The 22,984-nt window shown below is 46.5% G+C and carries 17 protein-coding genes and 1 tRNA gene; 6 read left to right on the forward strand and 12 right to left on the reverse strand.

Annotated features, from left to right (window positions below):
* Positions 1–123: 123 nt before the first annotated feature.
* Complete coding sequence (locus X939_RS0110295) at positions 124–1,842, reverse strand: IlvD/Edd family dehydratase (protein ID WP_025763183.1); 1,719 nt, start codon at positions 1,840–1,842, stop codon at positions 124–126.
* Between the two features lie 158 nt (positions 1,843–2,000).
* Here X939_RS0110295 and X939_RS0110300 point away from each other — a divergent pair, with 158 nt between their 5' ends.
* Positions 2,001–3,212: a serine hydrolase gene (locus X939_RS0110300; protein WP_044199126.1), complete on the forward strand. Its 1,212-nt coding sequence runs from the start codon at positions 2,001–2,003 to the stop codon at positions 3,210–3,212.
* A gap of 7 nt (positions 3,213–3,219) precedes the next feature.
* Here X939_RS0110300 and X939_RS0110305 read toward each other — a convergent pair whose 3' ends face one another.
* Positions 3,220–3,621, reverse strand: a complete 402-nt coding sequence (locus X939_RS0110305) for a MerC domain-containing protein (RefSeq protein ID WP_025763185.1) — start codon at positions 3,619–3,621, stop codon at positions 3,220–3,222.
* 252 nt (positions 3,622–3,873) lie between these two features.
* Here X939_RS0110305 and X939_RS0110315 point away from each other — a divergent pair, with 252 nt between their 5' ends.
* The gene (locus X939_RS0110315) at positions 3,874–4,284 is read left to right on the forward strand and encodes a Fur family transcriptional regulator (protein WP_025763186.1); all 411 of its coding nucleotides are present in this window, start codon (positions 3,874–3,876) and stop codon (positions 4,282–4,284) included.
* A 43-nt stretch (positions 4,285–4,327) separates the two neighbouring features.
* Here X939_RS0110315 and X939_RS0110320 read toward each other — a convergent pair whose 3' ends face one another.
* The 7 genes from X939_RS0110320 to X939_RS0110350 form a co-directional block, all read right to left on the reverse strand.
* A complete protein-coding gene (locus X939_RS0110320; RefSeq protein ID WP_025763187.1) occupies positions 4,328–4,882 on the reverse strand; it encodes a hypothetical protein in 555 nt (184 codons plus the stop codon).
* Positions 4,883–4,911: 29 nt separating this feature from the next.
* The gene (locus tag X939_RS0110325) at positions 4,912–7,239 is read right to left on the reverse strand and encodes a TonB-dependent receptor (RefSeq protein ID WP_044198915.1); all 2,328 of its coding nucleotides are present in this window, start codon (positions 7,237–7,239) and stop codon (positions 4,912–4,914) included.
* 338 nt (positions 7,240–7,577) lie between these two features.
* On the reverse strand, positions 7,578–8,639 hold the full coding sequence (locus tag X939_RS0110330; RefSeq protein ID WP_025763189.1) for a 6-bladed beta-propeller: 1,062 nt from the start codon (positions 8,637–8,639) through the stop codon (positions 7,578–7,580).
* A gap of 100 nt (positions 8,640–8,739) precedes the next feature.
* Positions 8,740–9,702 carry a 1-phosphofructokinase family hexose kinase gene (locus tag X939_RS0110335; protein WP_025763190.1) on the reverse strand — a complete coding sequence of 321 codons (963 nt, stop codon included), beginning with the start codon at positions 9,700–9,702 and terminating at the stop codon, positions 8,740–8,742.
* A 47-nt stretch (positions 9,703–9,749) separates the two neighbouring features.
* Positions 9,750–10,532, reverse strand: a complete 783-nt coding sequence (locus X939_RS0110340) for an SDR family NAD(P)-dependent oxidoreductase (protein ID WP_025763191.1) — start codon at positions 10,530–10,532, stop codon at positions 9,750–9,752.
* Positions 10,533–10,645: 113 nt separating this feature from the next.
* Entirely contained in the window at positions 10,646–11,890 is a 1,245-nt protein-coding gene (gene clpX / locus X939_RS0110345) for an ATP-dependent Clp protease ATP-binding subunit ClpX (protein ID WP_025763192.1), read from the reverse strand.
* A gap of 305 nt (positions 11,891–12,195) precedes the next feature.
* The gene (locus X939_RS0110350) at positions 12,196–12,870 is read right to left on the reverse strand and encodes a ClpP family protease (protein WP_025763193.1); all 675 of its coding nucleotides are present in this window, start codon (positions 12,868–12,870) and stop codon (positions 12,196–12,198) included.
* A 235-nt stretch (positions 12,871–13,105) separates the two neighbouring features.
* Here X939_RS0110350 and X939_RS0110360 point away from each other — a divergent pair, with 235 nt between their 5' ends.
* A complete protein-coding gene (locus X939_RS0110360; RefSeq protein WP_025763194.1) occupies positions 13,106–13,471 on the forward strand; it encodes a helix-turn-helix domain-containing protein in 366 nt (121 codons plus the stop codon).
* Between the two features lie 71 nt (positions 13,472–13,542).
* On the opposite strand, the gene tig is transcribed toward X939_RS0110360, so the two are convergent.
* A complete protein-coding gene (tig, locus tag X939_RS0110365; protein WP_025763195.1) occupies positions 13,543–14,913 on the reverse strand; it encodes a trigger factor in 1,371 nt (456 codons plus the stop codon).
* A gap of 156 nt (positions 14,914–15,069) precedes the next feature.
* A tRNA-Leu gene (locus tag X939_RS0110375) sits at positions 15,070–15,151 on the reverse strand.
* Positions 15,152–15,325: 174 nt separating this feature from the next.
* On the opposite strand from X939_RS0110375, the gene X939_RS0110380 reads away from it, so the two are divergent.
* From X939_RS0110380 to X939_RS0110390, 3 genes are all read left to right on the forward strand, one after another.
* Complete coding sequence (locus X939_RS0110380; protein ID WP_025763196.1) at positions 15,326–17,614, forward strand: RelA/SpoT family protein; 2,289 nt, start codon at positions 15,326–15,328, stop codon at positions 17,612–17,614.
* A gap of 111 nt (positions 17,615–17,725) precedes the next feature.
* A complete protein-coding gene (locus X939_RS0110385; protein ID WP_025763197.1) occupies positions 17,726–18,217 on the forward strand; it encodes a Fur family transcriptional regulator in 492 nt (163 codons plus the stop codon).
* A 69-nt stretch (positions 18,218–18,286) separates the two neighbouring features.
* Positions 18,287–19,582 carry an adenylosuccinate synthase gene (locus X939_RS0110390; protein WP_025763198.1) on the forward strand — a complete coding sequence of 432 codons (1,296 nt, stop codon included), beginning with the start codon at positions 18,287–18,289 and terminating at the stop codon, positions 19,580–19,582.
* A 92-nt stretch (positions 19,583–19,674) separates the two neighbouring features.
* On the opposite strand, the gene X939_RS0110395 is transcribed toward X939_RS0110390, so the two are convergent.
* Positions 19,675–22,611 (reverse strand): DEAD/DEAH box helicase, encoded by a 2,937-nt coding sequence (locus tag X939_RS0110395; protein WP_025763199.1) that lies wholly within the window; start codon positions 22,609–22,611, stop codon positions 19,675–19,677.
* Positions 22,612–22,984: the final 373 nt, after the last annotated feature.

A 22,984-nucleotide genomic window follows, 5' to 3' on the forward strand; every position in this document is an offset into this window, starting at 1 on the left:
ACGGATTTTTGATGGCAAAGACCATTGCGGGGGCCGGAAGTAGAGCCGATAACAACAGCCCATCCTGAGGAGGCCATTGGCCTTCAGGATGGGCTGAGAACGAAGATCTTGACAAAAAATGGATCAGTGAGAATCTCTGGTTACTTTGTCTCCTGAGCCTCCGATAAGGAAATCCAGGTCGGCTCCCAGATGTGCCTGGGTCACATGTTCTATATGCAGGCGGACGAAGCCTCGGTTATAGCCCAGGTCCAGGGGTTTGTAGTCCAGTCGCCGCTGGGCGAGCTCTTCATCACTCACCTCCAGCTGTAAGCTGCGCGCGTCTACGTCCAGAGAAATGATGTCACCGTCGCGTACCAGGGCCAGATTACCGCCTACGGCGGCCTCAGGGGAAACATGCAGCACGACCGTTCCGAAGCCTGTTCCGCTCATACGGCCGTCGGAGATCCGTACCATATCCATTACTCCCTTGGCCAGAAGCTTTTTGGGCAGGGACATATTGCCTACTTCCGGCATGCCGGGGTAGCCTTTGGGGCCTACATTTTTAAGGACTAAGATACTGTTTTCGTCAACAGGAAGATCGGGGTCGTCCAGGCGGGCCTTATAATCATCTATATCTTCGAAGACGATGGCCGCGCCCCGGTGCTTCATCAGCTCGGGTTTGAGCGATGCAGAAGGCTTGATGACGGCCCCATCTTTACAGAGATTACCCTTCAGTACGGCCAGACCGGTGAGGTCTTTAATGGGCTCGGCCAGGGTGGCGATCACATCGCTGTCGAAGCATTCGGCCGACTGGGCGTTTTCTGCCAGGGTTTTTCCATTGGCTGTAATGGTGTTCTGGTGCAGGATGCTTAGCATTTCCTTTATCACCACAGGAAGCCCACCGGCATAGTAGAAATCTTCCATAAAATACCCTCCTGAAGGTTGGAGGTTTAGCAATAAGGGGATTTTCTCACAGAGAGCGTTAAAATCGTCCAGGGTTAGTTCCACGCCGATCCGGCCGGCAATGGCTAATAGGTGGATTACAAAATTGGTGGATCCTCCGATAGCAGCGTTCAGCATGATTGCATTCTCGAATGCCTCCCGGGTAAGGATATCCGACATGCGAAGGTCTTCCTTCACCATTTGAACGATGCGGCGCCCCGACAGATGTGCGATCACTTTCCGGCGGGAATCAGCAGCTGGGATAGCGGCGTTTTCCGGCAGGGTAAGGCCCAGGGATTCTACCATACAGGCCATGGTGGAGGCCGTACCCATTACGGCACAGTGCCCGTTGCTGCGGCACATGCATGCCTCGGCATTGGAGAGCTCCTCCTGGGTGATTTCCTCCTTCCGATGCATTTCTGAAAAACGCCAAACATCGCTGGTTCCAATATTTTTACCCCTGTATTTTCCTGTTAGCATTGGGCCGCCCGATACCACAATGGTAGGGATATTGACACTGGCCGCTCCCATGACCAGGGAAGGGGTCGTTTTGTCGCAGCCACAGAGCAATACCACCCCGTCGATAGGGTTGGCCCGGATAGACTCCTCAACGTCCATACTGGCCAGGTTGCGGTATAGCATGGCGGTGGGCTTGATTAAGGTCTCTCCCAGCGACATTACCGGGAATTCAACCGGGAAGCCACCCGCTTCCCAAACGCCCCTCTTGACAGATTCTGCCAGCTCCCGGAAATGTCCGTTGCAGGGGGTAAGATCCGAAAAGGTATTGCATATTCCGATTACGGGGCGGCCGTCGAATTCGTCGGCAGGATATCCTTGATTCTTCATCCAAGCGCGGTAGATGAATCCATCCTTCCCCGTTTTTCCAAACCATCCCCGACTCCTTAGTTGATTATCTTCCATTACATATACGATTTAATATTTATTGGGTAAAGCAGGATATATGTAAAATATAATTCTATTTAACCTATAAAAATAAAATATTGTAAATTACGTCTCTCAAACCCATTGAAGCGTAGATGAACCCATTTTTGAAATATTTTTTCTTTACCTTACTCTGTATGGCCCTCCTAACTGCCATGGCTCCCACAACACTCAGCGCTCAGGATCTACTGGAGAAATTAATGCGCGACCGACCCGACCGCTTTGGGGAAATAATGGCTCATCCGGATCGGTATCAGGTGCAGGTGCGCTATACGCGGATCGATAGAAACAAGAGGAATGAGCCTAAATTTACCACCTATTCGTATGGCCTGCCCACCGATACTTATTTTTACCCTGCCAGCACCGTAAAGCTGGCGGCAGTTGCCTTGGCACTGGAAAAAATGAATGCCCTGGGGCTTGATAAATATACGGCCCTGAAAATCGGAACAAATAGACCCAGTCAAACTGCCGTGATGGGTGATAGTACCAGTGAAGATGGAAATGCTTCTATAGGGCATTATGCCAAAAAAATCTTGTTGGTTAGCGATAATGATGCCTTTAACCGGTTGTATGAATTTATCGGACAGGCAGCATTTAACGATTCCCTGCATGCAAAAGGGTATACTCAATCGCGGATAACACATAGACTTAGCATTGTATTGCCCCCTGAAGAAAACAGATATACCAATCCGATGTCCTTTTTTAAGGATGGGAAGAAGGTGTATGAACAGCCGGAACAATATGCAGCCAAGCCCTACTGGTTAGAAAAGCCAATCCTTATAGGAACCGCCAGTATAGATGAGCAAGGGAATAAGGTAGGAGAACCTATGGATTTCTCCAAAAAAAATTACTTCCCTATCGACGAGCAGCACCGGTTGCTGAGGGCCCTTTATTTCCCCGAATCTGTACCTGCCAAGGAACGTTTTGGACTCACGCAGGACGATTATAGCTTTATTTATCGCTATATGTCCCAGTACCCTGTGGAAACTAGCTATCCCGAAACTTATACGGATGATTATTATGATGGCTATGCCAAATATATTTTGTTTGGTGGAACCAAAACCCGGCTGCCAAGGCATATTCGGCTTTTTAATAAAGTAGGGAATGCCTATGGCTACCTGTTAGACAACGCCTTTGTGGCCGATTTTGAAAAAGGGGTGGAATGGATGGTGACGGCTGTGATCTACTGCAATGCCAATGAAGTGCTAAACGATGGGAAATACGAATACGAAGAGGTAGGGCTGCCCTTTATGGCTGACCTGGGCAAAACCCTATTCGAATATGAGGTAAACCGGAAACGAAAAACCAGACCGGATCTGGATCGGTTTGAGGTGACTTACGATAAATAAGAAATAATCAGGCCTGACGGAATTTCATGCGAGGAGCAATCTGGCAGATATAAAGGTTATAAAAATGCCCTCCGATGAGCATAACTGAAGCCAGATAACCTAACCAGGTAAATATTGATGCTTCACCTTCGAAAACGATACTTATGGCAAACAGAGCCAAAGAACCCCATAAGGTTAACTTCAAACCCTTGGTCGGATGAGACTTGGTAGCGTAATAAACGGCAATTCCGTTGACCACTATAAACAGTAGGTCAAGAGATAGAAGTCCAGAATTATGGCTATGCCCATGCCCATGGCCTAAAGCGGATCCCAAAGAAACGGCCGGCAGTAATAGGCAATGTATGATGCACAAAATAGAACCAAGGATTCCTATATAATCAGCTTTGTTATGTGGATGTTGTGTTTTCATGCTAAATACAATGATGTTGCAAAAGTACAGACGAATATCATATTCTGCAACAGAGTTGCAGAATAAATTTATTGAGCAAAGGAAAATCAAAGCCGGAGAACTAGGCTGAACAGAAGGGCTTTACTGACAGGTGCCAGGGAAAACCCTAATTAAAAAGATAGGGAGGTTGCGAATATCTATGATAAGAACTTAACTTTGAATGGGATGGTTGTATTAGCAGCGATTCCGGATAACTATACAAAGAAATCAACGATGAACGAGTTAAAAGAAACCTTGAAAATACATCATCTGCGCTCAACTACCTGCCGGGAAGATGTACTTTCTACGTTTATAAAAAGAAAAATAGCCCTGTCACATGGTGATCTGGAAGGGGCGTTAGGGGAGCAATATGATCGGGTTACGATCTACAGAACCTTAAAGACTTTTTTGGAAAAAGGCATCATCCATAAGGTTTTGGATGACGAAGGACTGCGTTATGCACTGTGCTCCCACCGTTGTTCGGAGGAGCAGCATCAGCACGATCACATTCATTTTAAGTGTAGCGAATGTGGGCAGACCAACTGTTTAGAAAATCTGCATATTCCAGCCGTCTCGTTGCCAGTAGGCTACCAGCCAGAAAGCTTCAATTTGCTGATTCAGGGAGTTTGTCCCAAATGTAACTGAGCCTCCCGAAACAAGGTCATTTTTGTTTCGGGAGTGTAGCAGGTTACTGAATATCCAATACAAAATCCAAGTGGACATCGTCGTTTCCAGGCGTGGCAGTACCATCTTTGGTGCCGGCCTGGTGTCTTAGCTGCACTTTAAGCTTCCCCATAGCAGCTGCCTTGGTAGTGGCTGTACCTTTCAGACCTATGGGCAGACCCTTTTCGTCTTTGTCAGTATAGGCATAGGTAAGTGCCGAAGTGGGGGTAGGAGTGATCACAATAAGGTGTTCATCACCCTTCTCTAAAATTTCTTCTGTAATATCATCTACAGGATTCTTACTCTCATCCAGGAATTCCATACTAAGGCTGTAACTGGTATTGGCCGCAAGACGTATGGTGTCAAAACGAGTAGGAGCATTTCCACCTTCACCGTCCTTATCCTGAAATACAAAGGTTTTCAGGGTGCCTGCGGTTTCATCTTTAAAATTTAGCTTAACGGTAGTAATCAATTCATTTTCCTCGTCCGGTTTCAGATCTTCGCTCGAGTCTTTGCATTGATAAAAAAGGGAGGCAGAAGCCAATAGAATTCCAAAGCGAAATAAATTTAGTTTTTTCATGGTAACAGATTCTATGGTTTTACGATAAATTAAGATTTAGATCCAAACTGATAACGAATACGGAGAGATATCTGGCGGCCCAGATCGTCGGCGTAGTACCGAAATCTGTTCATATAATCCCGATACCGGGTGTTTAAAAGGTTGTCGATGGTAATACTGAATTCCAAAGATTGTAATTCGGAGAGGGGCAACTGGCTGCTCGCTTTGATTGACCATAGGTTATATGCCGGGGGTGGGGGGGCATAATTACTGTTGGCAGGGACTCTTTTCTGCTTCCCTACCCAAAGGTGGTTGATCGATAGCTCCGTTCCCGTCCAGGAGCCTGTATGGGGTATAGACCATTTCAATCCATTTTCGAGTTTATTGGCAGGGATCATGACCAGATAGTCGTCGCTGCTCTGGTCATATGATTGCAGATAGGTTAGCTTGGTATTCCAGGTCAGCGATTTTATAAATTCCCAGCGCGTACTCAAGTCTATGCCTTTAAACGTAGCATTGGTCTGATGGTATTGAAAGGCCGGAAAAGCCCCTCGTATGGTCAGGATAGGCTCGGGCAGAGGTTTCAGATAGATATAGTCCCGAATCAAATTGAAATATCCCCCGATCTCCACGCCCAGGCGTTCTCCTTCGTACTGAAGGCTTAGTTGATTATTAAAGGCGGTTTCTTCGGTCAGGCTGGCATCGCCCCGCTCATAGGCTGCGGCCCCGTGATGGACACCGTCGCTAAAGAGCTCGCTGACGTTGGGGGCTCTCCAGGCCGTCCCTGAGTGAAGCTGAGCCGAGAGCTGTCTGTTAAAACGGTATGTGGCACCTAGGGTGGCCGTCAGGTTGTCAAAATTAAACTGGTCGCTGACTTTCTCCCGATTGATCAGGCGGTGGGTGAGCAGATTTCGGTAGTCCCAGCGCGCTCCTGCTTCCAGTTCCCAGCTGTTGTTTACATACCTTTCTATCCAGAATAGCCCCAGGGTCCACTGATTAAAGTTAGGAATCAGGGGACGGCCATCCATGATATTATATTGGTAAAGTGAGCTAAGACCGAGTTGACCGGCAATCTTGCCAGCCAGCGGCTTATGGTCCCAAACCAGGTCGTTGGTAAGGGTGTTGAGCTTCATGGAGAGCTCCGGATTGTTCAGGGCTGCGATAGAGTCGTTGCGGGAGCTGTGCAGATCGTACTCCGATCGGTTGTTATGTTGACTGGCAAAGGTCCATTGGAGGCGATTACCATCTTTAAAATGATAATGAGCCTCGGCTTTGGCTAGCTGATGGCGGACCTGCTGCCTTGGCCGGCCAATAGCATAGGCAAATCCCGATTTGATAAAGGGCTCCCCCTTTTCTATGACCTGAAGCAGGTCGGTAATGCTCCCTATATGAGCCCCTGAAAACAGACCCAGATCGGTAGCGAAATGGCTGTAAAACAGATCGATGCCAAAGCCCTTTCTCTGGAAGCCGGCTGCCAGAGAAAGGTTCTTTTCCCGGGTACCGGTATTGTCCAGGAAATATCCTGGAGTTTTCATGTTTCCGGCTCTTTTGAGGGTTCCCTGAGCTCTCCAGGCCAGGCCCGATAGTCCGGGGATGCTGCCCTGCAAGGTTCCGGAGGTTACACCCTGACGGCCATTAATACTTCCTACTACATTTACCTGTCCACTAAGGGGCTGTCCATAGGGCAGTTCGTCAGGAGAAACCAGGATAACCCCTCCGATAGCGTCGGAACCATAGCGCACTCCCGCAGCTCCTTTTACCACCGTAATCCGGGTTGCCGTAAAGGGGTCGATCTCGGGAGCATGTTCGGAGCCCCACTGCTGCCCTTCCTGGCGCACACCATTATTGATAATCAGTACTCTGTTACTATGAAGCCCATGAATCACAGGCTTGGCTATGGAGCTGCCCGTTTGCAGGGTGCTTACTCCGGTAAGTCCTTTCAGGCCTTCGGCCAGGGATTGTCCTCTGGTTTCAAATAATGCCTGCCCTTTCAGTTCTTCTACCGGTAGAGAGGCGGGAGCATCGGTCCGGTGCGCCCGGATTTCTATGTCGTTCAGGTGTATCTCTTGTTCGGCCAGATCAATGTTCTCTTCATGGCCTTCTGTAAGGTCTACCTCATGCGTAAATGTACCGTAACCTACCATGCGGCATTCCACCACATATTTGCCGGGACATAGGTTCCTGATCTCATAGGTTCCCTTGCTGTCGGTTACCGTGCCTTCTCCTGTATGCTGCAGCAATACCGTAGCGCCAGGGAGTGGTTGCCCCGTGTGCTGATCACGTATAATCCCTTTTACAAAGCATTGACAGTTGGTAGACTGGCCAAAAGACATTGCAAAAGAGCTGAGGAGTAATAGTATTGATAATATATAATTCATTGAAACGGGGAGCTAGCTGGGGATAATGCAATAAGTGCTCGTTTCTCCTTTAAGTAATAGAGAAACGAGAATGCCCAATGCTACTAGGTTGCAAAAGTAATCTTTATGCAACTCCGTTGCAATGTTACCCTATAATTTATTTTATAGATGGCAATAAATAGAATCAGCTTGGATGATCATTCAGAGAAGGAAGTAGCATGCACTCCTGGGACCATTTTTGCGAAACGGATATATCCCTGGAAAAGAAGGCTTAGGGGAATGCCCTAGCGCGTGGGGAAGGAAAATGGGAACCTTACTCCCTGTGGACCCGGAAGGTGTACACAGGGAGTAAAAGGCTATTAAACTCTTTCGAGTTTGATAGGGTAGGTCTTTTGTGCATTCCATTGGCAGACGTAGATATTTTCATCCTGATCTACGCATACATCATGACAATGCATAAAGATGGGTTTGTCCTGAACCATGAGTTGTAGCTTACCATTTTTATATTCCGGGGCGGTGCCTCCAGGGTTAGAAATTACCTGATCGTTTTTATCCAGGATGGTGACAAAGCCTGAATTAGGTGTTTGGTTGAGATAGCGCAAGCGCGACCAGCAGACGCCGGCATAGAGGGTATCTGCTTTGAACACCGGGCGGCAGACATAGGCTCCGGGCAGAAAAATGGTGCTTAGGTATTTACCCTCCAGTGTAAATCGTTTAAAGGCATTATGGGCTCGGGAGGTGACCAGCAAAGTGGGGTTGGCCTTGTTGCGCTGGTCTATAGCCACTCCATGAGCAGTTGAAAACTGCTCGTCTCCATCTCCTGCACCTCCAAATTTGCTGATAAAGTCACCATTGGCGCTGTAGCGAAGGATCCATTGAGAGCCATAGCCATCGGCAATATAAATACTCCCGTCGGGACCAATGGCCGTTTCGGTAGGTTTGAAAGCATCGGCCTCCTTATAGGCACCCACCGTGGAAGGGTGGCCTATGGTTAATAGTACCTTGCCCTTCAAATCTGTTTTGAATACCTTTCCCAGATTGGGGTCGCAGACAAAAAGAAACTCCTCTCCGTTGGCATTCCAGATGGTGAGGCCATGGCCTCCTGGGAATTCGTGGCCAAAACTTTCCAGGAGCTTGCCAGATCGATCGTAAATAAGGATATTATTCTTTACCTCGTCACCAATCATAATCAGTCTTCCCTTGCTGTCCTGTACCATTTCATGACAGTTGTTGACGGGGAACTTACTGCTGTCCAGACGCCCCCATTGAGGCAAAACCCTGTAGCGATGAGAACCCTGTCCTATAATTTCTCCCTTGGCTTTTGGCTGGGATTTCAGGATATGGAAGGGATGGAGCGTCAGGGCGGCCGCTCCTAAAGCCGCCATTTTACCAAAGTCGCGACGCGATTGTTTGTTCTGCATGGATTCAGTGGGAGATGGGTGAGTTTTTTATTTCTAGTATAAAAAAAACCGAAAGTTCAGGAATCTACTGACTTTCGGTTTTTAAATGAGGGGCTATATATTATAAGGTATTGACATAGCGTTTGTCATAGCGGTTAAGCCAATCCATGAGTTTGCTGACATCCTGCATTTTAAAAAGCTCACTTCCAGCATTCATCGTCGCCGCCGATCCACAGGCTACGCCCATGCGAACGGCTTCCCGGATGGACTTCCCCTGAGAGAGGGTCCAAACGATTCCGGCAACCATGCTATCTCCGGCGCCTACAGTGCTTTTGGGTTGAACGGGCGGGGCAGGGATATGTTCCACCAGATCTTCGGTAACGAGCATAGCACCCATGGCACCCATAGAAACGACAACGATTTCGCATTGGCCGCGGATAATCAGGGCTCTGGCTGCATCATCGACTTCATCCATTTCCAATTTGTCTACCCCCACGAGCTCGCTGAGTTCGGTAATATTAGGCTTGAGAAGGTACAGGCCGCAGTCGCTAACCGAGCGCAATGAGTCGCCGGAGGCGTCAACGATAAAGCGCGCTCCCTGATCTTTAGCTATCTTCGCTACAGAGGCATAGAAATCTGCCGGTACACCGGGCGGAAGGCTTCCACTAGCAATAATATAGGATGGTTTAGGATTCAGGTCTTCAAGGGTCTCCAGCACCGTACGCACTTCTGTCGGCATCATTTCGGTGCCCGGCATACCAAAACGGTATTGAAAGCCTGTGCTTTTCTCCAGGATATGGAAGTTTTCGCGGGTCCATTGCTTCGTTTCAACAACGATGGTTTCTACGCCTTCATTTTTTACCAACTTATGGAGTCGCTGTCCTGTGGGGCCGCCTACAGTAAATAGGGCTACAGGACTTCCACCTAGGCGGTGAACGGCCTTGGCCACGTTAATACCCCCTCCGCCCGCTTCGAATGCAGGGGCAGTGCAGCGAAGCTTGCTTTCCGGAACAATCCGACCGACCTCCGAGCTCTTGTCCAGGGCCGGGTTGATAGTTAATGTTACAATTGGGCCACTTGCCATAATGATGAGTTTAGTAAGTTCTAAATTATAGGGCTATTTATATAGGACTATTTGGACCGGTTGCGGTCGGTGACACTCCAGCCTCCGTCTACTGCCAGAACCTGGCCTGTAGAAAATTTTGAGTAGTCGGACATGAAGTACACTGCTGCGCCATCTAAGTCCTGATTTAAGGTATATCTTCCGCCGTCCAATATCTGCTTTTCACGAATCAGATCCTGTAGTGGAGCATCATCGGGAGCGCTATTTTCTATGACCCCGGGAGCAAGTACATTCACCCGGATATTATTTTTGGCATAGGTGGCTGCTATAGATTTAGAGAAGCCAATGACTGCCGATTTGGCTGTAGCATAGGCATGGTCGGAGAAGAGGTCGGAAGAAGGGGCATATCCGAGTACCGATCCCATATTCAGGATGGTTCCCCCTTTGTTCATGCCTAAGAAGGTTTGTACCGCAGCCTGGTTCGACAGCATCAAGGAGGTAAGATTGAGGTCCAGGGTCTTATTCCATCCATCAAGGGACAAGTTGTGAAGACTTCCTTCGCCAAATTTTTTCCCTATACCACCTGCCACATGATAGAGTCCGTCGAAGCTGCCAAATTCCCTGATACATAATTGTATGGCGGCCATTGGCGTTTGCACATGGGTAGCATCGCCCTGCATGGCCCGGGCATTAGCGCCCAGATTGAGCTCGGCCACGAGGCAATTTTCGGGATTTCTTCCTACCACTACCACTGATGCACCGTGCTGGACCATGGCTTTTGCTGCCGAAAAGCCGATTCCAGTAGTACCTCCAATGATCACAATCGATTTGCGTGATAGCCAGTTTTCCATATTATTATTCGTTTTTTGACGCAAAATAGAACTATTCCTTAAGATATAAAAAGACCCTGGCAAACTATAGGGGTTCACCAGGGTCTTTTTATATATCTAGGATGGTAGGGCCATTAGGCCACAGATCGTAGCAGGGACATGGATGACTTACTAAATTTCTCCTCGGCATAGGCCAATGTCAGGGTGAATTCTTTGATTTCTGTTTGCGAAGGCAGATCGAACATGGCATCTGTCATGATGGACTCACAAATAGCCCTTAGACCTCTGGCTCCTAATTTACATTCCAATGCCTGATCCACGATAAAGTCCAGAACGGCATCTTCGAAGTGCAGCGTGATGCCCTCCATGGCAAAAAGCTTGGCATATTGCTTTACCAAGGCATTTTTAGGTTCTGTCAGAATGCGTTTCAGCGTTTCCTTATCCAGTGGGTTCAGGTGGGTAAGTACCGGAAGCCGGCCGATGAGCTCAGGAATAAGGCCAAAAGATTTCAAATCCTGTGCGGTAACATAGCGGAGAAGGTTTCCCTTATCAAAAATTTCGATAATACGGTTATCCCCCGAGAAGCCTATTGGGCGGGTGTTGATCCGCTTGGCAATATGACGGTCGATACCATCGAAGGCTCCGCCGCATATAAAAAGTATGTTTTCCGTATTGATGCTGATCATTTTTTGATCAGGATGCTTTCTTCCTCCCTGCGGTGGAACATTTACGACAGATCCTTCAAGAAGTTTCAGAAGAGCCTGTTGAACACCTTCTCCACTGACATCGCGGGTAATGGAAGGATTGTCGGACTTACGGGCTATTTTGTCGATCTCATCGATGTATACAATACCCCTTTCGGCCGCTTCTACATTATAATCCGAAGCCTGGAGCAGACGTGTCAGTATCGTTTCTACGTCTTCCCCTACATAACCCGCTTCGGTTACTACCGTGGCATCGGCGATGCAGAAGGGAACTTGTAAAATGCGGGCGATAGACTTGGCCAGATAGGTCTTTCCGGTTCCGGTTTCACCGACCATAATTATATTCGACTTCTCAATCACGACGTCATCGTCGGTAGAAGTCTGGTTGAGGCGCTTATAATGATTGTATACGGCTACGGCCAGCGATCGTTTAGCCTCATCCTGTCCGATTACATACTGCTCCAGAAATCGCTTGATCTCTGCAGGAGGAATCGACTTAAGTTTAGGTAACTTCGACTTCTTGTCCTTCTTGTCTTCCTTCCCTCCCATTTCCTCAGTGATAACCTGATTGCCCTGGGAAATACAATGATTACAGATATGGGCATCGATGCCTGAGAGTAATAATTCGACTTCGCTTTTTTTCCGTCCGCAAAACGAACAACTTATTTGTGCCATTTGATTATGCTATACTGTTCTATTATCTATACCAATTCCTTGCCAGTCAAATTAATAGGCAAGCAGCGTTTTCATCATGGAAAACACTGATGACTACCTTTTGGGTTCAAAAATAGGAATGCTACCCATATGCAGCAGACAACTATTTGAGAATCTAGGTATTTGACTTGTGGTTACGGCTTAAAATTCAGCTACAAAGTTCCGATTTTTTGAGCGGCTTACCAAATATGCATGCATAGAGGCATTAAAAACGCCGATGAAACTGGTTTCATCGGCGTTTTTAATCATCATACAGGGAGAGGGATTTATTTTTCCCGGGTAAGTACTTCGTCAATCAGGCCATACTCTTTGGCCTCTCCAGCACGTAGCCATTTGTCCCGATCGGAGTCTATTCCGATTTGCTCGGCCGATTGTCCCGTATGTTTGGCCAGAATATCGTAAAGTTCATGGCGAAGTTTTACAATCTCACGGGTAGTGATCTCAATATCTACTGATGTTCCCTGTGCTCCACCGGAAGGCTGGTGAATCATCACTCTTGCGTGGGGGAGGGCGGCTCTTTTGCCAGCTGCTCCACCTGCCAGCAGAACAGCACCCATCGACGCTGCCAGGCTGGTACATACTGTGGCTACGTCGGGACGCACATATTGCATGGTATCGTAGATGCCCAGACCCGCATATACGGATCCTCCAGGGCTATTGATATACATCAGGATGTCCTTTTTAGGATCGGCCGACTCGAGAAAGAGCAGCTGAGCTACTACGATATTGGCGATATTGTCGTCGACGCCAGTTCCCATAAATATAATACGGTCGGCCATCAGTCGGGAGAATACGTCTACCTCACGGAAGTTCATCGGGCGTTCCTCGATTACCGAACGGGTCATATTTTCGACCGTATGGTTCATATACCCGTCTACTGTAAGACCGTTTACACCAAGGTGATTGACGGCATATTTTCTAAATTCATTTCCGTAGTTCATGAATAATGCTTTAATTTTTGATCACTAAATAAAGGAATCTTATGGCAGAGAACAAAATGCTTTCCTGGGAAGTTTCACTTTGCGCTGTTGAACTGCTAAAAGTTCTGGATACAAAGTTGGCTATTATTGGCAGATTAGACCAATGGAAATGCCGATATATTGTTTGAAATTACGAGCACCGATCCTTTGTTTTGTACAGTATCTTTAAATCAATTACTTATAGATTGGGATAGCGATGAATCAAAAAAGAAGTATACCCGAAAAACTAAGAAACCTCAGGTTGGCTAAGGGGCTTTCTCAGGAAAATATGGCGGACCTTTTGCATATTTCTACTACTGCTTATGGAGATTTGGAGCGGGGGAAGACGGAGATGACCCTTTCCAGGCTCGAATCTGTCGCCGAGGTGTTGGCCGTAGCCCTGCCCGATCTACTGGGTCTGGACACTGATGGCTTACCTGAGATTGACTATTTGCGTCAGGAGAACGCCCGGCTCATCGCCCTGAATGGGAGACTGCATAATGAGTTGGAGCAGTGGAAACAATGGTATTGGCTGTTAACAGAGCGCCAGCAGGATAAACAGCGGAATCCGATCGGATTTTAGCTGCTTAGCCTATAAAAAAAAGCCCTATTAGTTTCGAAGTAATAGGGCTTTTTATGGTATTATAAACAGGCTTATGCCTCTTCAGTTGCTTCTTCAGAAGTTTTTTCTTCGGCCTTAACAAGGGCTTCGAATTCACTTACCGAAATGGTTTGCTCGTCGGTATTCACCTGGCTACGAATAGCAGCGAAAACCTTCGTGTCGAATACCTGATTATATACATTGCCATAGTTGTCGCGTTCTTTATCGGCCAGGTATCCCTGAGCTACCCGGTCGATGGTGTCTTCCATTCCTTCGTCGTTGCCATAGATGCCAAACTGACCGCGAACCATTTCTTTGGTGAATTCCATGATCTCCGGATATTCAACCTTGATTTCACCAGTTTCGGCAACACGGTTTTTGATAAGGCTAAGCTTCAAGGATTTTTTGAAGTCTTCGAACTGCTCTTCGATTTGCTCACGGGTAAATTTCCCTTCGTTAGAGCGCTCCAGCCAATTTTTAAGGAATTCATCTGGAACATCTATGGCGATCTGGTCGATCAAAGCCAGTTCTATATCCCGCTTGAGAAGTGCCTTGGTCTCGCGCTCGTAGTTGCCTTGGATAATTTCCATTACCTTCGATTTGAAATCTTCTTCATTTTCAGCCTGACCTGGCCCTAGTACCTGATCAAAAAAGTTTTGATCAATTTCTGCAGGGGCCATGCGGGTGATGTCGTCAACCAGGAAAGTATAATCCCCAGAAAGGCTATCGATTTCATCTTTCTTCTTACCCGTTACATGTGCAATGGCTGAAGATTCTTTAAAGGTATTCTGAATATCAAACACGATCGTGTCTTCCTTCTTTACTCCCAGGAATTTTTCCAGAGCCTCCTCCGATACCTGCTTGGTAGGGATGGCGGCATGGGTAGAAAATTCAGAAGATTCCTGAGAAAGGGTTCCAAAGATGGTATCTCCATTCTCACTAACTTCTGGGTGAGTAGTGGCGGCAAAGCGCTCCCGAAGACCATCAATAGTCTTGGTGTACTCCTTGTCGTCTACCTCGATGCTATATTTCTTGATTGCAGGCAGTTCCGAAAGATTCACCTCAAATTCAGTAGCCAATCCAAGGTCGTAGCTGAAAGTAAGTGTTTCGGGTTTATCCCAGTCTACCTGAGCCGCCTTTTCGGTGTCGGGAATAGGATCTCCTACTACCGGAAGTTTGTTCTCTCTGATGTAGGTGGTAACGGTTTTGCTTAGAAGTCCATTCACCTCATCCACTAATATACTCTTTCCGTACATGCGTTGTACAACATGGGTCGGTACTTTGCCTGGACGGAAACCTTTTAAGGTTACACGCTTGGCGTAATCTTTAATGGTTTTGTCGACCTTAGGTTGGTAATCCTCTTTAGTCAATGTGATCTGAAGAGATGCTAATGTAGGCGAACTTTTCTCTAACTGAACTTCCATGCGAAACTTATATGATGATTATAAAAAGCCAAATATTGATTTGAGTAAAAACAAAAATGCCCTCAAAACTAAGTCCTGAGGGCATTTGACGGGTCTTCGGAGCATTTGTCTGGTTGCCAGATAGGAACCTGACGCCCCGTCACTCCCTTATTTTTGTACGGGCGGAGGGAATCGAACCCCCACGCCTTGCGGCACTAGATCCTAAGTCTAGCACGTCTACCAGTTCCGCCACGCCCGCTCTTGTATTTTCGTCGTATTTAACTGCGTTCGTTAAATTTCCGAGTGCAAAGGTAGCTCTTTTAGTTTTAGAATTGCAAATGTTTTGAAAAAAAAATTTAAAATAATTTTAACATGGTCTTAAACTCCCCGAAATTTGTTACTTTAGTAGGGTATACAAACTAATTATTTGCGAGTGGAGCAACATGTGGATGCACTGACCATAGATCTGGAGCAGGAGCGCAAAGATATCTTAAAAAAATATCGTCGATTATTAAGAACCGCCAAGCCTTTTTTAAAGGATAATGATGCCAAATTAATCAAAAAGGCATTTAATACCTCTGTGGATGCCCATCAGAACATGAGGCGTCGGTCGGGAGAGCCCTATATTTATCACCCCCTGGCCGTGGCCCAGATCGTCGTAGAGGAGATCGGTTTGGGGACCACCGGTATCGTAGCCGCCTTGCTTCACGACGTGGTGGAAGATACCGATATGGGTATTGACGACATCGAACGCATGTTTGGCAAGAAGGTGGCAAGGATTATCGATGGCCTGACCAAAATCTCCGGCCGCTTCGAACATGGCACTTCCCAGCAGGCAGAAAATTTCCGTAAGATGCTGCTGACCCTGTCCGACGATGTTCGGGTGATCCTGGTAAAGCTGGCCGACCGCCTTCATAACATGCGCACTCTGGATAGTATGCCCAGGGATAAGCAGCTGAAGATAGCTTCTGAAACGATCTTTATCTATGCCCCACTGGCTCATAGGTTGGGTCTGTATACCATAAAATCGGAGCTGGAAGAGCTTTATCTTAAATATACAGAGCCTCATGAATACAGGGCCATTGCCCGAAAGCTAAGAGAGACCAAAGGAGCCCGGGATCGGTTTATTTCAAAGTTCATGGAGCCTATTACTCAGGATTTGCAAACTGCAGGGCTGAACTTTATCATCAAAGGAAGACCCAAGGGCATTTATTCTATCTGGAATAAAATGCGCAAACAGAATAAACCTTTTGAAGAAATCTACGACCTTTTCGCTATCCGGATTGTTCTGGAGTCGGCCAAGGAGATAGATCGGGAAAAGGCCATTTGCTGGCAGGCATATTCCATTGTGACAGACCATTATAAGCCCAACCCTGACCGGCTTAAAGACTTCCTAAGCACGCCTCGTGCCAATGGTTATCAGTCGTTGCATTCGACGGTGATGAGCAAGAGTGGACAATGGGTGGAGGTACAGATAAGAACCTCCCGTATGGACGAGATTGCCGAAAAGGGCTATGCGGCGCATTGGAAATATAAAGGCAACGATACCAAGGTTAAGGGAAATATCGAACAATGGATCAATCAGGTTCGAGAAACACTGGAAAATGGTTTTGGAGACAAAACTGCAGCCATTGAGTTCCTTGACGAGTTTCGTAGTAACCTCTTTAATGAGGAAGTCTTCGTATTTACCCCTAAAGGAGAGTTAAAGGTATTGCAGAGCGGATCCACGGCCCTGGACTTCGCCTTCGATATACACTCCGAGATTGGCGCCCACTGTATGGCGGCCAAAGTAGGAGGGATTCTGGTCCCTATCAGCTATGTACTTAATAACGGGGATCAGGTTGAAATTATCACCTCCAGTAAGCAGAAACCCAATGAAGACTGGCTACGGATCGTGATCACTTCGAAGGCCCGGGCCCGGATCAAAGACTTTCTCAAGGAAGATAATAAGCAGTTTGAGTCGGATGGCCGGCAGATGGTAGAGAAAAAGCTCAAAATCCTGGGCATTGAGATGACCTCAGAGGTGGTTAATCAGCTGCGAGCCTTTTTTGAGTGTAAAACGACTACAGACTTTTTCTATAGAATAGGAAAGGGGTATATACAGCTCGACGAGCTAAAGCGCTTCAAGAAAGACAAGGAGATGAAGGAGCGCAAAGCCGGTGATGGGGCCGTACATGCTCCGACGAGCGAGCCCAATGACGGAAAGTCGTACAGTAAAATGCTAAAAAACCTCCATGGGGAAAGAGCCGATAGCGACACGCTGCTAATAGGCGATGACATGGATAAGATTGATTATAAACTGGCCCCCTGCTGCAATCCCATTGCAGGAGATGACGTTTTTGGTTTTGTAACGGTAAATGAAGGGATTAAAATTCATAGGACTACCTGCCCCAATGCGGCCGAACTCATGGCCAAGCACGGTAACCGCATCATCAAGGCCAAATGGGAGTCCAGCAAAAAAGAGGCTTTCCTGGCCGGACTCTATATTTCGGGTACCGACCGTATGGGGATGATCAACGATATTACCCGAATTATTTCCAACGATCTACATATCAATATGCGTGGATTGACCATCGATACCAAGGACGGCGTTTTCAATGGAGAAATTAAGTTATATGTACAGGACAAAAAGCACTTAGACAAGCTGATTGGTAAATTGGAGCATGTAGAAGGCGTTTATAAGGTCCTTCGCTTTGATGCCAACTTGCTACATGCCAGTTGAGAATTGAACCAATTAAGGGGGGTGTTGTTTAAGAAATTAAGATTAATCGATTCAATTAGACCAAGATTTAACCAAAAAAGCACGTAATTTGTGCGTGATTTTGAAAGAATTATGCCACAAGCAAGTAAACCAAATTTTGAAGCCGCAAAAAAAATATTGACGGCCTACCTGGAAAACAAGGGTCTTAGGAAAACTCCTGAACGCTTCGCCATCCTGGAAGAAATTTACACCCGGGAAGATCATTTTGATGTAGATGAGCTCTATATCAGTATGAAAAATAAAAAATACCGGGTGAGCCGGGCCACTGTATACAACACTTTAGACGTGCTGGTAGACTGCGATCTGGTAACCAAACATCAGTTTGGCAAGAATCTGGCACAGTTCGAAAAGTCGTATGGTAATAAGCAACACGATCATTTGATCTGTACCGACTGCCATAAAGTGATGGAATTTTGTGACCCGCGGATTCAGTCCATACAAAATATGGTGGGAGAGATGCTCAACTTTACAGTGATGCACCATTCTCTGATCTTTTATGGTAACTGCACCCGGGAAAATTGTGAAAACCGGAATGAGACAGACAAAGCACCCCTGATCATATAAAAAGGGCTGTGGAGAAGTACTATCCCGATAAGGCGTTTAGAAAAATAGTTATTAGTAACCGAATATTGAATGAAAGTTGACGTATTGCTAGGTCTCCAATGGGGAGATGAGGGTAAAGGAAAAATTGTAGATGTTCTGGCTCCTCAGTATGAGGTGGTCGCTCGTTTTCAGGGCGGGCCCAACGCCGGACATACCCTGGAATTTGACGGTATCAAACATGTCTTGCATCAGATCCCTTCTGGAATTTTTAGAAGCGATATTCAGAATATCATCGGAAACGGTGTAGTGCTCGACCCTATTGTTTTCAAAAGAGAGGTGGAGAACCTGGCTCAATATAACTTGAAACTTACGGAGAATCTATTTGTTTCTAAGAAAGCCTCTATCATACTTCCTACTCATGCCCTGCTTGACGCGGCCTATGAGCAGTCGAAAGGCGATTCTAAGATCGGTTCTACCCTCCGTGGTATCGGTCCTACCTATCAGGATAAGATAGCTCGGCTGGGTCTTCGGGTAGGGGATGTGTTGTCGCCCAACTTCTCTGATAAATATAAAAAATTAGTTGATGCCCATAAGGTGATCCTGGACTTCTATAAGTTCGATTATACGGAGAAACTTGCTGAAGCAGAAGCTAAATTCTTGGACTCTATTGAATTCCTGAAGCAATTCACTTTAGTTGATTCGGAGTATGTAATCAATCAGGCACTTACTGATAATAAAACGGTACTCGCTGAAGGAGCACAAGGCTCACTACTTGACATCGATTTCGGCTCCTATCCGTTTGTAACGAGCTCTACGACCATGGCAGCGGGAGCTTGCACAGGTCTGGGTATCGCTCCAAGCCAGGTGGGTGAAGTATTTGGAATATTTAAGGCTTATTGTACACGTGTGGGCAGCGGTCCTTTCCCTACCGAATTGATGGATGAAACTGGCGAGAAAATCCGCCAGGAAGGCCGTGAGTTTGGCGCTACAACCGGTCGCCCCCGTCGCTGTGGATGGCTCGACCTTCCTGCACTTAAATATGCCATTATGATCAATGGGGTTACCCAACTCATTATGATGAAGGTGGATGTGCTCAATGCATTCGATACCATTCGCGTATGCACGGAGTATCGTCTTCCTGATGGGTCGCTTTCCTCACAGCTTCCTTATGACCTTTGTGATAATGAAGTGGAGCCCGTATACCGCGATTTCCCGGGATGGGAGCAGTCGTTGGAGGGGATTCGTGACTTCGATGGTATTCCTGAAGCACTGTCCAACTATATTCAATATCTTGAAGAGGAGCTTCAGTTACCAATACGTTTCGTATCTACAGGTCCCGACCGTGAGGCGTTGATTAGCCGGCAGATAGCCGCTACTACAAAATAATAAGAAATACGGGACATGCTTTTGTCCTTAAATACTGAGACAGGGTCTGCTTTTTTTAAGGCAGACCCTGTCTATTTTAGGAGGTATATCTTCTATGCCAGTAGATTGAGTACATCGTCTTTACTTAATGACTTCATAAAGCCATCTTCACTGGTAATAAGCCCATCGGCAAGTTGCTTTTTGGAACGCTGCAGGGCCAAAATCTTTTCCTCGACCGTGTTTTTTGTAATGAATTTATAGGTAAAAACAGTACGGTCCTGGCCAATGCGATGGGCCCTGTCTACTGCTTGAGCCTCAATAGCAGGGTTCCACCAAGGATCCAAAAGGAATACATAGTCGGCGGCAGTAAGATTAAGTCCTAGTCCCCCTGCTTTTAGTGAAATTAAAAAAACCTTCAATTCTGGCTCTTGCTGGAATCTCTCCACTTCCGCCTGCCGGTCCTTTGTAGAGCCATCCAGATATGCATAATGTATCCCGGCCTTGTCCAGGTATTCCCGGAAGATGGCCAAATGCTTAATATATTGGCTAAATATCAGGATCTTATGGTCCTCGCTGATTACCGTCTCTATTTTGTGCACTACATCCTCAAATTTCCCGGATCCATCCGGATAGTCAGCCTGAACCATGCGGGGATGGTTGGCTAATTGCCGAAGCTGGCTGAGGCCCTGCAATACGGTCAGCTGCGACTTGGCGAATCCCTCCTTTTCGATACTCTCTAAAATCTGATTTCGATAATATGTTTTAGCTTCTTCATAGGCCTTTTCCTGCTCCTGGCTCATCTCTGAATAGGTGATATGTTCTACCTTTTCTGGTAAGTCGGTGGCTACTTGACTCTTATTGCGGCGGAGAATAAAAGGTTTGATTAAGTTGAATAAGCGACGCGACTTCTCTTCGTCATTTTTCTTTTCTATAGGAATCTGAAATTCGTCGCGGAAGTAATGCTGGGTACCCAATAGGCCTGGGTTGACAAATGACATCTGCGACCAAAGATCCATGGTGCTATTTTCTATCGGGGTGCCGGTAAGAATGAGACGATGGGCACTTTGCAACTTTTTGACGGCTTTGCTGATAATGGATGAAGGGTTTTTGATTGCCTGAGACTCGTCAAGAATGATATAGTTGAAGCGGAAGGTCTTGAGCATATCTATATCCAGCCGAACGATTCCGTAGGAGGTAATCACCAGATCATAATCCTGAAAAAGGTGAGTGTCTTTCTCCCGATAAGTGCCCGTATAATGCAGAACCTTTAGATCGGGCGTGAAGCGGGATGCTTCTAGCGACCAGTTGTACAGTAGAGAGGTGGGCATCACCAGCAGGGAGGGTTCGGTAATACCGGCTTCCTTCTGTGACTGTAGCAGGGCGAGGGTCTGAACGGTCTTACCCAGGCCCATATCGTCGGCCAGGCAGCCGCCCAAACGATATTGATTCAGGAAGTTCATCCAGTCGTAGCCCGCTTTCTGGTAGGGACGTAGGGTACCCTGGAAGCGTTCAGGGGTGGGGTGAGGTGTTATTTGGTCAAAATGTCTCAGCCCTTCCAACCTTCTGCTCATCACGGTCGTAGCCAGATTTTCATTAGAAAGCTCCTGTACCAAGGCCATATGATGCATTTTTAGACGGATACCCTGCTGTTCGTTTCCATTTTCGGAAAAGGAAAAGAGTTCAGAATATTTGGTGAACCACCAATCGGGGATTACAGCAATCTCTCCGTTTGGTAAAGTAAACTCGTGTTTTTGCTTCAGAATATATTTGCGCAGGTCGATAAATGGGATTTCAAACTCTCCAAACCTTACCTTGGCATGGATATCAAACCAATCACGATTTTCTTGTATGGAGATATCCAGAGAAGAATACCCCAAGAAATAGCGTTTGCTATCGGCTGTGTTTTGTTTGATGGTGTACCGCCGATCATTCAGAGTAGATAGGTTTTGCTGCAGCCAACCAAAAGCCTTGGTTTTGGCTAGTTTTGCCTTGCCGTGTTTCAAAGGAAGCTCAAGTGCTAAGAGCTGATTTAAATTTTCCTTTTCTACCTTCAGATCCCTTTTTATCTTGTGGAAGGTATAGTCATCACCAATTTTCTCCAGGTACACGCTATTAGGATGATCGAAGTCGTCTATGGGGAAGTGGTAGCTACCATATCGAAAGCTCAATTCCATCACCACCTCGTGGTCGGTGCTGGAGTCGTCTATGTCCTCGTCGCCAAAGAGGCTGGGGGCTAGCTGCTTGGCAGGGGCCAGATCGGAGATCGTAAGCGTTGGGCGGGGAGTGGGCTCTATTTGCCGAATCTCAAAACCCCGGGCAACCACGTTATAGGAGGCGATCAGCGGGCTAACAAACTTTTTATAATACTGATCTTCTACACTTCGCGGGATGGCAATAAATTTCTTATTGAGAAATGGCTTTATTTTTTTTCCGTCTACTTCTCCTTCGAAATGGTAGAGGTGACCATCTACCTCCATCCAAGCCGATTCCTCGCAGAGAATCATGGCGTTTTTGTATTGGAAATCTAATTTCTCACCCTTGTGCAGCATTCCAGGGAAATAATGGGTGTTGTCCTCGTTGCGTACGAAATGAAATCGCACCTTAACGGGCTCTTCTTCCCAGATCACTTCTTTCCACATAGGATCTCCATCGCTTCCCATAATGAAGAGAGCCTTGCCTTTGAGTCGTTCCAAAATTGCCTTTTTCTTTTTGTCCAGACTTTCGGCAATGGCTTCCTGAAGTCCCTTGTCACCTTTATGTGGGTCATAGACTTTCAAGAAAAAATCCAGAGCCGATAGCTTTTTTGGATTGAATTTCTTGAGGATATAGTCTTGCTGTATGTCATCGATGAGCTTGACCAGTTCGTAATCGGCCGTGTCAATCCCTGATTTAAATTCCTGAACATTCTTCGATGAAATATTCTGAACCTGATAAGTATACTGCCCCTGATCATTGAGCTGTACTACAAATGACTCGAAGATATATCCCAGATACTCATGACTCAGGATGGCATATATGATTTTAAAAGGTTTATTAGGAGCTACTTTCATTTTTCAGGATATGAAATCGGTGGTGGGTAGCTCCAAAGAGAACATACCCCATGGCTATGTTTTAGGATAACTTCAAATATATAATAATGAAGTCTTAAAAAAAAGGGGAGAAGCTGTTTGGTAATGGCCGTTATTCCGTGCTAGAGAATAGTATTTATCCTAATTAGCTTATAGGTTATCGGGATGGCCACAGGCAATTGCTGAAGTTATGGCAATTTGGTCCCAGGCTATGGGGTCGTTTTCTTAGCAGGTAGGAAGAGAATTAATCGATTTCCAGCCGAACTGAGGTGAAATTTGTATTTCAGATACATAGCTAGGGTGTTGTTGGGTATAAATTAAAAATGCTCCCCTTTCAGAAAATGAACTTTCTGAA

The sequence above is a fragment of the Dyadobacter tibetensis Y620-1 genome, from assembly GCF_000566685.1.
Lineage (GTDB): Bacteria > Bacteroidota > Bacteroidia > Cytophagales > Spirosomataceae > Dyadobacter > Dyadobacter tibetensis.